The following is a 13,546-nucleotide window of genomic DNA, read 5'->3' on the forward strand; positions in this document are numbered from 1 at the left end:
AGGGGTTGCGCATGCGGGGTTGTGGGATCTCTCTTTCACAGTCTGCCGGCTGTGGGACGAGTCAGAAACCGTTGATGTAGGCGAAGGACATGCGAAAGGTCCGGCGTAGAGGGTAAGACCCCCGTAGCTGAAACATCAACGGCTCGTTTGAGAGACACCCAAGTAGCACGGGGCCCGAGAAATCCCGTGTGAATCTGGCGGGACCACCCGCTAAGCCTAAATATTCCCTGGTGACCGATAGCGGATAGTACCGTGAGGGAATGGTGAAAAGTACCGCGGGAGCGGAGTGAAATAGTACCTGAAACCGTGTGCCTACAAGCCGTGGGAGCGTCGCTGTATGTGCTTGCACATGCAGTCGTGACTGCGTGCCTTTTGAAGAATGAGCCTGCGAGTTAGCGGTGTGTAGCGAGGTTAACCCGTGTGGGGAAGCCGTAGCGAAAGCGAGTCCGAACAGGGCGTTTGAGTTGCACGCTCTAGACCCGAAGCGGAGTGATCTAGCCATGGGCAGGTTGAAGCGGAGGTAAGACTTCGTGGAGGACCGAACCCACCAGGGTTGAAAACCTGGGGGATGACCTGTGGTTAGGGGTGAAAGGCCAATCAAACTCCGTGATAGCTGGTTCTCCCCGAAATGCATTTAGGTGCAGCGTCGTGTGTTTCTTGCCGGAGGTAGAGCACTGGATAGGCGATGGGCCCTACCGGGTTACTGACCTTAGCCAAACTCCGAATGCCGGTAAGTGAGAGCACGGCAGTGAGACTGTGGGGGATAAGCTCCATGGTCGAGAGGGAAACAGCCCAGAGCATCGACTAAGGCCCCTAAGCGTACGCTAAGTGGGAAAGGATGTGGAGTCGCAGAGACAACCAGGAGGTTGGCTTAGAAGCAGCCACCCTTGAAAGAGTGCGTAATAGCTCACTGGTCAAGTGATTCCGCGCCGACAATGTAGCGGGGCTCAAGCGTACCGCCGAAGTCGTGTCATTCATACACATAGGGCCAACGCCCGTATGGATGGGTAGGGGAGCGTCGTGTGCCGGGTGAAGCAGCCGCGGAAGCGAGTTGTGGACGGTTCACGAGTGAGAATGCAGGCATGAGTAGCGATACACACGTGAGAAACGTGTGCGCCGATTGACTAAGGGTTCCTGGGTCAAGCTGATCTGCCCAGGGTAAGTCGGGACCTAAGGCGAGGCCGACAGGCGTAGTCGATGGACAACCGGTTGATATTCCGGTACCCGCTTTGAAACGCCCAGTACTGAATCAGGCGATGCTAAGTCCGTGAAGCCGGCCCGATCTCTTCGGAGTTGAGGGTAGTGGTGGAGCCGATGAACCAGACTTGTAGTAGGTAAGCGATGGGGTGACGCAGGAAGGTAGTCCAGCCCGGGCGGTGGTTGTCCCGGGGTAAGGGTGTAGCCCGTGTGGTAGGTAAATCCGTCACACATTTAAGGGTGAGACCTGATGCCGAGCCGATTGTGGTGAAGTGGATGATCCTATGCTGTCGAGAAAAGCCTCTAGCGAGTTTCATGGCGGCCCGTACCCTAAACCGACTCAGGTGGTCAGGTAGAGAATACCGAGGCGTTCGGGTGAACTATGGTTAAGGAACTCGGCAAAATGCCCCCGTAACTTCGGGAGAAGGGGGGCCATCACTGGTGATAGCACTTGCTGCTTGAGCTGGGGGTGGCCGCAGAGACCAGCGAGAAGCGACTGTTTACTAAAAACACAGGTCCGTGCGAAGCCGTAAGGCGATGTATACGGACTGACGCCTGCCCGGTGCTGGAACGTTAAGGGGACCGGTTAGCTGCTCTTCGGGGTGGCGAAGCTGAGAACTTAAGCGCCAGTAAACGGCGGTGGTAACTATAACCATCCTAAGGTAGCGAAATTCCTTGTCGGGTAAGTTCCGACCTGCACGAATGGCGTAACGACTTCTCGACTGTCTCAACCATAGGCCCGGTGAAATTGCACTACGAGTAAAGATGCTCGTTTCGCGCAGCAGGACGGAAAGACCCCGGGACCTTTACTATAGTTTGATATTGGTGTTCGGTTCGGCTTGTGTAGGATAGGTGGGAGACTTTGAAGCGGCCACGCCAGTGGTTGTGGAGTCGTCGTTGAAATACCACTCTGGTCGTGCTGGATGTCTAACCTGGGTCCGTGATCCGGATCAGGGACAGTGTCTGATGGGTAGTTTAACTGGGGCGGTTGCCTCCTAAAGAGTAACGGAGGCGCCCAAAGGTTCCCTCAGCCTGGTTGGCAATCAGGTGTTGAGTGTAAGTGCACAAGGGAGCTTGACTGTGAGACCGACGGGTCGAGCAGGGACGAAAGTCGGGACTAGTGATCCGGCAGTGGCTTGTGGAAGCGCTGTCGCTCAACGGATAAAAGGTACCCCGGGGATAACAGGCTGATCTTCCCCAAGAGTCCATATCGACGGGATGGTTTGGCACCTCGATGTCGGCTCGTCGCATCCTGGGGCTGGAGTCGGTCCCAAGGGTTGGGCTGTTCGCCCATTAAAGCGGTACGCGAGCTGGGTTTAGAACGTCGTGAGACAGTTCGGTCCCTATCCGCTGCGCGCGCAGGAATATTGAGAAGGGCTGTCCCTAGTACGAGAGGACCGGGACGGACGAACCTCTGGTGTGCCAGTTGTCCTGCCAAGGGCATGGCTGGTTGGCTACGTTCGGAAAGGATAACCGCTGAAAGCATCTAAGCGGGAAGCCTGCTTCGAGATGAGTATTCCCACCCTCTTGAAGGGTTAAGGCTCCCAGTAGACGACTGGGTTGATAGGCCAGATGTGGAAGCCCGGTAACGGGTGGAGCTGACTGGTACTAATAGGCCGAGGGCTTGTCCTCAGTTGCTCGCGTCCACTGTGTTGTTCCCGGGTTGCGAACAGTTATCGCACCGGTTGAACAGTTTCACTACTTAATTGAAGAGTGTGCTTGTTCGCTAGAACCCGATAGGGTTTCGGTGGTCATTGCGTTAGGGAAACGCCCGGTTACATTCCGAACCCGGAAGCTAAGCCTTTCAGCGCCGATGGTACTGCAGGGGGGACCCTGTGGGAGAGTAGGACGCCGCCGAACAATCTTTCAAGGGCCCCTGGCCCCAGCGTTCATGCTGGGGCCAGGGGCCCTTTTGTTTTCCCGAAGCGCGTCGGATGGTCTGCTGCGCGAGAATGTATGTGGTACCCGAAGACAGGAGTCACACCCATGTCCACCAACTCTCCCGACGATCGTCCGGAGCGCGAGCCGCGTCGCCGGGACGGCGGTGACAGGGGCGGTTACCGCGGTGGTCGTGACGACCGGTCCGGTTCCGGCGCACCTCGACGCGACAATGACCGCGGCGGCTTCCGCCGTGACGACAACAGGGCTTCCGGTGGTGCCGGAGGCGGCACCGGCGGTGGCTTCCGCCGTAACGACCGGGACCGTGACCGTGGCCCGCGTCGTGACGACAGCCGGCCGACCGGTGGTTCCGGTGGTGGGTTCCGTCGTGATGACCGGGATCGTGATCGTGGTCCGCGTCGTGATGATGACCGTGGTGGGTACCGGGGTGGTCAGCAGCGTGATGACCGTGGTGGCCGTCCCAGCGGTGGCTTCGAGCGCCGCGACGACCGCCCCCGTGGCCCGCGCCGTGATGACGACCGGCCCTCCGGTGGCGGCTTCCGCCGCGACGACAGCCGGCCGACCGGTGGTGGGTTCCGTCGCGATGACAACCGGCCGACCGGTGGCTCCGGCGGTGGCTTCCGCCGTGACGACAACCGTGGTGGTGGCTTCGAGCGCCGCGACGACCGCCCCCGCGGTCCCCGTCGTGACGACGACCGGCCCTCCGGTGGTGGGTTCCGTCGTGATGACCGGGATCGTGATCGTGGTCCGCGTCGTGATGATGACCGTGGTGGGTACCGGGGTGGTCAGCAGCGTGATGACCGTGGTGGCCGTCCCAGCGGTGGCTTCGAGCGCCGCGACGACCGCCCCCGTGGCCCGCGCCGTGATGACGACCGGCCCTCCGGTGGCGGCTTCCGCCGCGACGACAGCCGGCCGACCGGTGGTGGGTTCCGTCGCGATGACAACCGGCCGACCGGTGGCTCCGGCGGTGGCTTCCGCCGTGACGACAACCGTGGTGGCGACCGGGACCGTGGCGGATACCGTGGCGGCCAGCGCGACGACCGGGACCGCGGTGGTTTCCGGGGCCGTGACGACCGGGACCGTGACCGCGACCGCGAGCCGATCAAGCGGCTGCCGATTCCGGACGACGTCACGGGCGACGAGATCGACAAGGACGTACGCCAGGAGCTCATGAGCCTGCCGAAGACCCTTGCCGAGGATGTCGCGCGCAACCTCGTGATGGTGGCCCGGCTGATCGACGAGGAGCCCGAGGAGGCGTACGCGTACGCCCGTATCGCTCTCCGGCTCGCGTCCCGCGTTGCTGCTGTGCGTGAGGCGGCCGGGTTCGCGGCGTACGCGACGCAGAGGTACGCCGAGGCGCTCGCCGAGTTCCGGGCGGCCCGGCGGATGACCGGGTCCGTGGAGCTGTGGCCCGTCATGGCGGACTGCGAGCGGGGGCTCGGACGGCCCGAGCGGGCGATGGCCATGGCCGGTGAGCCCGAGGTGCAGAAGCTGGACAAGGCCGGCCAGGTCGAGATGCGGCTGGTGGCCGCCGGGGCACGCCGTGACATGGGCCAGATCGACGCCGCCATCGTGACGCTCCAGAGCCCCGAGCTCGCGTCCAACTCCGCGCAGCCGTGGACGCCGCGACTTCGCTACGCGTACGCGGACGCCCTGCTGGAGGCGGGACGCGAGGACGAGGCGCGGGAGTGGTTCGGGAAGGCACTGGAGGCCGACAAGGACGGTTCCACCGACGCGTCGGACCGGCTCGCCGAGCTCGACGGTGTGGAGTTCGTCGACGTCCTCGGTGACGGCGAGGCCGACGAGGACGCCGGTGACGCCGCTCCTCGCGTCGACGACACGCCTGCGGCCCGCGACGACGCGCGTGAGGCCGTCAGCGCGGACGAGGACCTGGACGAGGATCTGGATGACGACCAGGACGGTTCTGCGGACGGGCCGGTCAAGGCCTAGTTGCTGATGAAGAAGGGGCGGCACTCCTACGGAAGTGCCGCCCCTTTTCTTCATTCCGGTCGACGGGTCAGTCGAGGGTGAGGCTCCGCATGACCAGGCCCGTGGCCGGCTTCGGGCCGAACGACGTCGACTTGCGGGGCATCGTGACACCTTGCCTGGCCAGGTCCCGGACGACCTCTTCGCGTACGGGATGCATCAGGACCGCCGTGGCGTCGAGGCGTTCCGCCTGTTCGACGGCTGCCTCGGTGTCGTGGATGTAGCCGATGTGCTCGGGCGCGTCGGGGATCCGCCACACGTCGTCGAGCAGCGCGGAGTGCAGGACCGTCGCGTCCAGGGTGCGCCAGGCGTCGGGGCGGTCCGTCCGGACGGTGCGGGCCAGCAGGGCCGGGTCGGGGCGGTCCACCAGGTGGAAGCCGCCGTCGCCGGCGAGGAGGAACGCGTTGCCCCCGGCCGCCGCTTCGGCCAGCGTGTCGAGTGCCCGGGGGAGCGGCCCTTCGACCGGCTGGACCCGGAAGAGACCGGTCAGCGCCTTCAGGGCCCGGGAGACCGGCAGCCCGCGCAGGAGGCGGTGGATGGCGCGGACCTGGAGCGGGTGGCGGGCCGTGTCGACGAGGAGGACGAGGCCGTAGTCCCACGGCCCGGGGACGGTCTGTTCCTGCTGGAGCCGGAGATAGGTGGCCCAGCGGTGGTGGCCGTCCGCGATGAGAGCCTGGTGCCGGGCGAGGTCTGTCTCGATCTCGGTCCGCTCGGCCGGGTCCGTCACGGCCCAGAGCCGGTGCCGGAAGCCGTCCTCCGTCGTGGTGGCGAGCAGCGGCTCCCGCAGGACCGTGCGTTCGACGACCGCTGCCGTGCCGGCCGGCGGGCCCTCCTCGCCGCGGTAGGTCAGCAGCAGCGGTTCCAGATGGGCCCCTGTCATACGCATCAGCTCCGCGCGGTCCGCGACGACGTCGTCCATGACGTCCTCGTGGGGCAGCACGATGCCCTCGGCGGCGGGGGAGAGGGCCAGGGCGCCGATCAGGCCCCGCTGGAGGATCTCGTCGTTCCGCTGCTCGTAGACGTACAGCACCGGGTCCGGGTCCGGGGCGATGATCCCCTCGGCCTGCCAGCGGGCCAGTGTGGCGGCTGCCTGCCGGTGCCGGTCCCGGGCCGTTTCGGCCTGGGGGAGGATGAGGCGCACGATGTTGTGCGGATCCGCCGACTCCAGGTGGTGCAGCCCGTCGGGCCGGACGACCACGTCGTACGGGGGCGATGTTACGGCGGCAAGGCTGCCGACCCGCTCGGGGACGTAACGCAGTCCGCGGAACGGGATAAGCCGCAGCCCCTGGTCGACGGGACCTGAAGTGTTCATCAGAGCATCGTATGTGTGCAGAGGGCATACGCGATGATCGGGGCGGAAGCCTGGAAGAGGAGCGAGCCAAATGAGCCACCAGCAGGACAGGTCCCGGCCGTCGGGGAGCGGTACGGCGCTGAGCGAGGCGTACGACACGGCTCTCCTCGACCTCGACGGGGTCGTGTACGCGGGCGGGGAGGCCATCGGCCACGCCGTGGAATCGCTGACCGAGGCACGGGCCGGGGGCATGCGCCTCGCGTACGTCACCAACAACGCGCTGCGGACGCCGGACGCGGTGGCGGAGCACCTGACGGAGCTCGGGGTGCCCGCCGGACCCTCCGACGTGATCACCTCCGCCCAGGCCGTCGCCAGGCTCGCCGCCGGTCAACTGCCGTCGGGAGCCCGGGTGCTGTTGATCGGCGGCGAGGGGCTGCGGGTCGCGTTGCGCGAGCGCGGGCTGGTGCCCGTGGAGTCGGCGGACGACGACCCGGCGGCCGTGGTCCAGGGGTACGGCGGGCCGGACATGACGTGGGGGCGGTTCGCCGAGGCGAGCTACGCGATCCGGCGCGGGCTGCCGTGGTTCGCGTCCAACACCGACCTGACCATCCCCGGCGCCCGGGGCATCGCGCCGGGGAACGGGGCGGCTGTCGAGGTCGTACGGATCGCGACCGGTGCCGAGCCGCAGGTCGCCGGGAAGCCGTTGCCGCCGATGCACCGCGAGACCGTGCTGCGGACCGGGGCGAAGCGGCCGATCGTCGTCGGGGACCGGCTGGACACGGACATCGAGGGCGCGTTCAACGGGGGCGTAGAGTCGCTGCTGGTGCTGACGGGGGTGACCGACGGGGCCCAGCTCCTCGCCGCTCCGCCACAGCACCGGCCGACCTATGTGGACCGGGACCTGCGGGGGCTGCTGACCGGGCAGCCCGAGGTGACGCCGGCCGGTGAGGCGTACCGGTGCGGGGGCTGGACGGCCTCCGTACGCGGGGACGAGCTGGTCCTGGCAGGCGGGAGCGACGGCGAGGGTGACGCGCTCGACGGGCTGCGGGCACTCTGCGCGGCCGCCTGGACCCTCGCCGGTGCCGGCGTGTGCGAGCTGAGGACGGGGAAGGCTCTCGCCGGACTCGGGCTCTGAACCGGTCCCCGGCGCCGCCGTACGTCCCTTGCCCGCGAGGGTGTTGAGATATGGGGCGGCGGCCCGGGACCAGCGGCGTCAAGAGGAAGATAGGTTAACCTAACCTGGTGCTGCTCGGTGGTCTGCCCGCGTCCCGCGCCGTGCCGTTCCACCTCACCGACTCCGGGAGTACGACCATGCAGCGCCTCACCGCGGAATCGGTGACCCTCGGCTACGACCAGCGGGTCATCACCGAGAACCTTTCCGTGGAGATTCCCGACAACTCCTTCACCGTGATCGTCGGTCCCAACGCCTGCGGCAAGTCGACCCTGCTGAGGGCCCTCGCCCGGATGCTGAAACCGAGCGAGGGGCAGGTGCTGCTGGACGGGCAGAGCATCCACCGGCTGCCCGCGAAGAAGGTCGCCCGTACGCTGGGGCTGCTGCCGCAGTCCTCCATAGCCCCCGACGGGATCACCGTCGCCGACCTCGTCGCCCGCGGCCGGTACCCCCACCAGGGCCTGCTGCGGCAGTGGTCGCCGGAGGACGAGCGGGTGGTCGACGCGTCCATGGATGCCACCGGCGTCGCCGAGCTGGCCGGCCGCTATGTCGACGAACTGTCCGGCGGTCAGCGCCAGCGGGTCTGGATCGCCATGGCGCTGGCCCAGCAGACGCCGCTGCTGCTGCTCGACGAGCCGACGACGTACCTCGACATCCAGCACCAGATCGATGTCCTCGACCTGTGCGCGGAGCTGCACGAGACGCAGGGGCGGACGCTGGTCGCCGTCCTCCACGACCTGAACCACGCCGCGCGGTACGCCACGCACCTCATCGCGATGCGGGACGGGGCGATCGTCGCGGAGGGGCCGCCTTCGGAGGTCGTCGACGCGGAGCTGGTGGAGCGGGTGTTCGGGATGCGGTGCCAGGTGATCGATGATCCGCAGACGGGTACGCCGCTGGTTGTGCCGGCGGCCCGCAAGGCTCGTCAGGCGGCCGCCTGAGAGGGCGGGGTGCGCCCCGGTGGGCGCTCCGCTCTGTCTCAATCGCCGGACGGGCTCGACAGGGCTGATGGGTCTGACGGGGCTACAGCAGTGATCTCAGTTTCAGGAGGTCCCGGAAGCCCGCCTCCAGGCGTACGCGGCCCGAGGCCCACGCCTTCGCGAAGTTCAGGTCGCCGTCCACCAGCGCCACCAGGTCGTCGCCCGTCATCGCGAGCCTGATCTCGGCTTTCTCCCGGGGCGGCCCCTCGACCGTGTCCCGCACGCCGATCCGGCCATCGGCCAGCCGGCCGGTGAAGGTGATGTCGAGATCCTTGATGTGACAGCTCAGCGAGCGGTCGAGGGCAGCGGTGCCGCGCACGTCGCCCTCGGCGGCTGCGAGGTTGTCGGAAAGTCTTCTCAGTGCGCTGCGGCACTCCGCCATGGTCGCCATCGTGATCGACGGTACACCGGCCCGTCGAGGTAGCGTTTCGGCATGAGCGACTGGACGCCGGAGGCGGGGACACCGCCCGTGAGTACGCCCGATGAGCCGGTGACCGAGGAGCCGGCCGCCGGAGCGCCCTCCTTCGAGCCCGCCGGGCCCACGCCCCTCGGGGTCGTGCGCACCCCCACCGGCCACGCCGCGGTGGATGTCCGGCTGGAGCGTCTGGCCGACGCGGACCACCTCCCGGCGGACGGGCACATCGAGGTGTACGAGGATGTACACCGTGGGCTGCGGTCCGAGCTGACCTCGCTGGACACCCGTCCGGCCGCCGTACCCGGTCCCGTACCCACACCTTCGCAGCACACGCATCACGACAACAGGAGCTGAACCGAACGTGGCAGGAGTGGCACGTCGCCGCCTCGACGCCGAGCTGGTACGCCGCAAGCTCGCCCGCTCGCGCGAGCACGCGAGCCAGCTGATCGCCGCGGGGCGCGTCACCGTCGGCCGCACCACCGCGACCAAACCCGCCACCCAGGTCGAGACGGCCGCCGCGATCGTCGTCACCAAGGACGACGGCGACCCGGACTACGTCTCGCGCGGCGGTCACAAGCTGGCCGGGGCGCTCGCCGCCTTCGTGCCGCTCGGGCTGACCGTCGAGGGGCGGCGGGCGCTGGACGCCGGGGCGTCGACCGGCGGCTTCACCGACGTGCTGCTGCGGGCCGGTGCCCGGCAGGTCGTCGCCGTCGACGTCGGCTACGGGCAGCTCGCCTGGTCGCTGCGGTCCGATGAACGGGTCGTCGTCAAGGACCGTACCAACGTACGGGAGTTGACCCTGGAGGACATCGACGGGGAGATGGTCGATCTGGTGGTGGGAGATCTGTCGTTCATTCCACTGGGCCTCGTGCTGCCCGCCCTCGCCCGGTGTGCCGGGACCGACGCGGATCTGGTCCTCATGGTCAAGCCGCAGTTCGAGGTGGGCAAGGAGCGGCTCGGCAGCGGCGGAGTGGTGCGGAGCCCGGAGCTGCGCGCCGAAACGGTACGGGAGGTGGCGCGGCGGGCCCGGGCGCTGGGGCTCGGTGTGCGGGGGGTGACGGCCAGTCCGCTGCCCGGACCCTCGGGCAACGTCGAGTACTTTCTGTGGCTGCGGGCCGGTGCACCTGAGCTGGATCCCGCGGATGTCGACCGTGCAGTGGCGGAGGGGCCTCGTTGACGACGAATGCGGCACGAACAGTCTTCCTTTTGGCGCACACCGGCCGTCCGGCCGCGATCCGCAGCGCGGAGCTCGTCGTGCAGGGCCTGCTGCGCAACGGGCTCGGCGTACGGGTCTCGGCGACCGAGGCGGCCGATCTGCCGCTGCCGGACACCGTGGAGACGGTCACCGACACCAGCCCCTCCGCCGTGGACGGCTGCGAGTTGCTGATCGTCCTCGGCGGTGACGGCACCCTGCTGCGCGGCGCGGAGTTCTCCCGCGCATCCGGGGTGCCGATGCTCGGCGTCAACCTCGGGCGCGTCGGCTTCCTCGCGGAGGCCGAGCGCGACGACCTCGACCAGGTGGTCTCCCGGGTGGTCTCCCGCGACTACGAGGTCGAGGAGCGTATGACGATCGATGTCCTCGTGCACAGCAACGGCGACATCGTGCACACCGACTGGGCGCTCAACGAGGCGGCCGTGCAGAAGGTGTCGCCCGAGCGGATGCTCGAAGTCGTCCTGGAGATCGACGGACGTCCGGTCACCGGGTTCGGCTGCGACGGGATCGTCTGCGCGACCCCGACCGGTTCGACCGCGTACGCCTTCTCGGCGGGCGGGCCCGTCGTCTGGCCCGAGGTCGAGGCGTTGCTGATGGTCCCGATCAGCGCCCACGCGCTGTTCGCCAAGCCGCTGGTGACCTCGCCCACGTCCGTCCTGGCGGTCGAGGTCCAGCCGCACACCCCGCACGGGGTGCTGTGGTGCGACGGCCGGCGGACCGTGGAGCTGCCCGCCGGGGCGCGGGTCGAGGTGCGGCGCGGTGCGGTGCCCGTACGGCTGGCGCGGCTGCACCAGGCCTCGTTCACCGACCGGCTGGTGGCGAAGTTCGCGCTGCCCGTCTCGGGGTGGCGGGGCGCGCCCCACTGACGGTCGCCGAGGACGCTTCACGGTCCCCGTGACCCTCGGGAACGCTCAGGAACGCTCGGGAGAGTGAATCCGGGAGCGGGGGCCGTCGCGCGTCCGGCCCGGAACCTCGTAAGGTCATGTCCGTGTTGGAGGAGATGCGGATACGGTCGCTCGGAGTCATCGACGACGCGGTGGTGGAGCTGTCACCCGGTTTCACCGCGGTGACGGGTGAGACCGGCGCGGGCAAGACCATGGTCGTCACGAGCCTCGGGCTGCTGCTCGGCGGGCGCGCGGATCCCGCCCTCGTACGGGTCGGGGCCAAGGCCGCGGTCGTCGAGGGCCGGATCACGGTGTCCGAGGGCGACGCGGCGGCGCTGCGGGCCGAGGAGGCCGGGGCGGAGCTCGACGACGGTGCGCTGCTCATCAGCCGTACCGTTTCGGCGGAAGGGCGCTCACGGGCCCACCTCGGCGGCAGATCCGTACCGGTGGGGGTCCTCACCGAGCTCGCGGACGAACTCGTCGCCGTGCACGGCCAGACCGACCAGCAGGGACTGCTCAAGCCCGCGCGGCAGCGGGGGGCCCTGGACCGGTACGCCGGAGACGGTGTGGAGGTCCCGCACGCCAAGTACGCGGCGGCCTACCGGCGGCTGCGGACCGTCACAGCCGCCTTGGAGGAGCTGACCACCCGGGCCCGGGAGCGGGCCCAGGAGGCGGATCTGCTGCGGTTCGGTCTGAACGAGGTCGCGGCCGTGGAGCCGTTGCCGGGCGAGGACGTCGAGCTGGCAGCCGAGGCGGAGCGGCTCGGGCACGCCGAGGCCCTCGCCTCCGCCGCCTCCCTCGCGCACACCGCGCTGGCGGGAAATCCGGAGGATCCGGAGGGCGTCGACGCGACGACCGTCGTCGCCGCCGCCGGGCAGGCCCTGGACGGCGTCCGGGCCCACGACCCCGCGCTGGCCGCGCTGGCCGACCGGATCGGCGAGATCTCCATCCTGATCGCCGACGTCTCCGGCGAGCTCGCCGGGTACGCCGACCAGCTGGAGGCCGACCCGCTGCGGCTGGCCGCCGTGGAGGAGCGCCGGGCCGCCCTGACCACCCTGACCCGTAAGTACGGCACGGACATCACGGCGGTACTGGCCTGGGCCCAGGAGGGCGCTGGCCGGCTCACCGAGCTGGAGGGCGACGACGAGCGGATCGGCGAACTGACCGTTGAGCATGACGGGCTGCGGGCCGAACTCTCCGTGCTCGGACAGGCCTTGACCGACGCGCGCACGGAGGCCGCCGCCCGGTTCGCGGAGGCGGTGACCGAGGAGCTGGCCTCGCTCGCCATGCCGCACGCCCGGGTCTCCTTCGCCATCCGGCAGACCGAGGCGGCCGACGAGGCGTCCGGCATCGACATCGGCGGGCGGAGTGTCGTCTACGGCCCTTCGGGCGCCGACGAGGTGGAACTGCTGCTCGCCCCGCACCCCGGGGCCCAGCCCCGGCCGATCGCCAAGGGCGCTTCGGGCGGTGAGCTGTCCCGGGTGATGCTCGCGGTCGAGGTCGTCTTCGCGGGCTCCGACCCCGTACCGACGTATCTCTTCGACGAGGTCGACGCGGGCGTCGGCGGCAAGGCGGCGGTCGAGGTCGGCCGGCGTCTCGCCAAGCTCGCCCGGTCCGCGCAGGTGGTGGTTGTGACCCACCTGCCGCAGGTCGCGGCCTTCGCCGACCGGCAGCTGCTGGTCGAGAAGACCGTGGACGGCTCGGTGACCCGCAGCGGTGTCACCGTCCTGGAGGGCGAGGACCGGGTCCGGGAGCTGTCCCGGATGCTGGCGGGCCAGGAAGACTCCGAGACGGCCCGCGCCCACGCCGAGGAGTTGCTGGCCACGGCCCGCACCGACGGGTGAGGGCATGAGCCGGACCTGCACGGCGGCCGAAGGCCGCCGGGGTGTCCGGGCTGCTGCGCCGCCGCACCGACGCGGCGTGGCAGCCCACCCGTCGCGCCGGGCGGACCGTCACTCCGTATGCCGGTCCGGCCGTCACCCTCGGCGCCGCGGCTCCGGGCTGCTGCGGCGCCGAGGGGCTCGCGGTGTCGGCGGCCGGAGGCTGCGGGGCGTACGACGACCTCGTGGGCGCCGCCGGCCGCGAAGCCGGGGGTCCCGTGCCCAGCCGGGTGCGCTGCGCCGGGACGAGGTGACCAGCGGGGCCGTGAAGCTCCTCGGGATCGGGGCGGCTGGGCTGCTCGCCGGGCTGCTTGTCGAGGAGCATGCCGTGAACGGGTGCTGACCGGAGTGGTCGTCGCGCGCCCCGCCCATCTCGTCAACCTGGTCGATGCCACCCCGGGACCGCCGGCGGCTGTGTCGCGCTGCTCGGTGCGTACTGGCCCTCGCCCGGTGCGTCCCGGGGTGCGGAGGCGTCCGGCGGGGACACGGTAAGCCGGTCGGTGAAGTCGGCGGGCGATCGGCGGGCGATCGGCAGGCGGCAACTGCGCGCCTCCAAGTTCACCCGTAAGGGTGGTGCGGTGTGGTCGGTTGTCGCCGGGAGCGCGGCAGCAACGTTACGGCGGTCCCGGA

Annotated in this window: 11 protein-coding genes and 2 rRNA genes; 11 read left to right on the forward strand and 2 right to left on the reverse strand. The window is 69.0% G+C overall.

Annotated features, from left to right (window positions below):
- From B9S58_RS31885 to B9S58_RS38550, 4 genes are all read left to right on the forward strand, one after another.
- Positions 1-2,829 (forward strand): 23S ribosomal RNA (locus tag B9S58_RS31885); the annotation flags it as partial.
- A 111-nt stretch (positions 2,830-2,940) separates the two neighbouring features.
- Positions 2,941-3,057 (forward strand): 5S ribosomal RNA (gene rrf, locus B9S58_RS31890).
- Positions 3,058-3,268: 211 nt separating this feature from the next.
- On the forward strand, positions 3,269-4,270 hold the full coding sequence (locus B9S58_RS38545; RefSeq protein WP_219818936.1) for a hypothetical protein: 1,002 nt from the start codon (positions 3,269-3,271) through the stop codon (positions 4,268-4,270).
- Positions 4,267-5,046, forward strand: coding sequence for a tetratricopeptide repeat protein (locus B9S58_RS38550; protein WP_219818937.1), 780 nt, complete (start codon positions 4,267-4,269; stop codon positions 5,044-5,046). The genes B9S58_RS38545 and B9S58_RS38550 overlap by 4 nt, the downstream gene beginning before the upstream one ends.
- A gap of 67 nt (positions 5,047-5,113) precedes the next feature.
- Here the strand turns inward: B9S58_RS38550 and B9S58_RS31900 are convergent, their stop codons facing one another.
- Positions 5,114-6,394, reverse strand: coding sequence for a DUF1015 family protein (locus B9S58_RS31900; protein WP_103535391.1), 1,281 nt, complete (start codon positions 6,392-6,394; stop codon positions 5,114-5,116).
- Between the two features lie 70 nt (positions 6,395-6,464).
- Here B9S58_RS31900 and B9S58_RS31905 point away from each other — a divergent pair, with 70 nt between their 5' ends.
- Entirely contained in the window at positions 6,465-7,508 is a 1,044-nt protein-coding gene (locus B9S58_RS31905) for an HAD-IIA family hydrolase (RefSeq protein WP_103535392.1), read from the forward strand.
- Between the two features lie 176 nt (positions 7,509-7,684).
- Positions 7,685-8,485, forward strand: a complete 801-nt coding sequence (locus B9S58_RS31910) for an ABC transporter ATP-binding protein (RefSeq protein WP_103535405.1) — start codon at positions 7,685-7,687, stop codon at positions 8,483-8,485.
- Between the two features lie 82 nt (positions 8,486-8,567).
- Here B9S58_RS31910 and B9S58_RS31915 read toward each other — a convergent pair whose 3' ends face one another.
- Positions 8,568-8,915, reverse strand: a complete 348-nt coding sequence (locus tag B9S58_RS31915) for an SCP2 sterol-binding domain-containing protein (protein ID WP_103535393.1) — start codon at positions 8,913-8,915, stop codon at positions 8,568-8,570.
- Between the two features lie 42 nt (positions 8,916-8,957).
- On the opposite strand from B9S58_RS31915, the gene B9S58_RS31920 reads away from it, so the two are divergent.
- The 5 genes from B9S58_RS31920 to B9S58_RS38310 all read left to right on the forward strand — a co-directional run bounded on the left by B9S58_RS31920 (position 8,958) and on the right by B9S58_RS38310 (position 13,170).
- Positions 8,958-9,293: a hypothetical protein gene (locus B9S58_RS31920; RefSeq protein WP_103535394.1), complete on the forward strand. Its 336-nt coding sequence runs from the start codon at positions 8,958-8,960 to the stop codon at positions 9,291-9,293.
- Positions 9,294-9,300: 7 nt separating this feature from the next.
- Complete coding sequence (locus B9S58_RS31925; protein WP_103535395.1) at positions 9,301-10,116, forward strand: TlyA family RNA methyltransferase; 816 nt, start codon at positions 9,301-9,303, stop codon at positions 10,114-10,116.
- Positions 10,113-11,018 carry an NAD kinase gene (locus B9S58_RS31930; protein WP_103535396.1) on the forward strand — a complete coding sequence of 302 codons (906 nt, stop codon included), beginning with the start codon at positions 10,113-10,115 and terminating at the stop codon, positions 11,016-11,018. Before B9S58_RS31925 ends, B9S58_RS31930 begins: the two co-directional genes overlap by 4 nt.
- A 116-nt stretch (positions 11,019-11,134) precedes the next feature.
- Complete coding sequence (recN, locus tag B9S58_RS31935; protein ID WP_103535397.1) at positions 11,135-12,880, forward strand: DNA repair protein RecN; 1,746 nt, start codon at positions 11,135-11,137, stop codon at positions 12,878-12,880.
- Between the two features lie 41 nt (positions 12,881-12,921).
- Positions 12,922-13,170, forward strand: a complete 249-nt coding sequence (locus B9S58_RS38310; protein WP_181009528.1) for a hypothetical protein — start codon at positions 12,922-12,924, stop codon at positions 13,168-13,170.
- Positions 13,171-13,546 lie beyond the last annotated feature (376 nt).

The sequence above is a fragment of the Streptomyces sp. SM11 genome, assembly GCF_002910905.1.
Classification (GTDB): Bacteria; Actinomycetota; Actinomycetes; order Streptomycetales; family Streptomycetaceae; genus Streptomyces.

Bases quoted from the DNA above. Each gene is read 5' to 3' on its own strand.
- B9S58_RS31910 (WP_103535405.1), top strand. From the start codon at position 7,685: ATGCAGCGCCTCACCGCGGAATCGGTGACCCTCGGCTACGACCAGCGG.
- B9S58_RS31915 (WP_103535393.1), bottom strand. From the start codon at position 8,915: ATGGCGACCATGGCGGAGTGCCGCAGCGCACTGAGAAGACTTTCCGAC.
- B9S58_RS31920 (WP_103535394.1), top strand. From the start codon at position 8,958: ATGAGCGACTGGACGCCGGAGGCGGGGACACCGCCCGTGAGTACGCCC.
- recN (WP_103535397.1), top strand. From the start codon at position 11,135: ATGTCCGTGTTGGAGGAGATGCGGATACGGTCGCTCGGAGTCATCGAC.
- B9S58_RS31900 (WP_103535391.1), bottom strand. From the start codon at position 6,394: ATGAACACTTCAGGTCCCGTCGACCAGGGGCTGCGGCTTATCCCGTTC.
- B9S58_RS38550 (WP_219818937.1), top strand. From the start codon at position 4,267: ATGAGCCTGCCGAAGACCCTTGCCGAGGATGTCGCGCGCAACCTCGTG.
- B9S58_RS31905 (WP_103535392.1), top strand. From the start codon at position 6,465: ATGAGCCACCAGCAGGACAGGTCCCGGCCGTCGGGGAGCGGTACGGCG.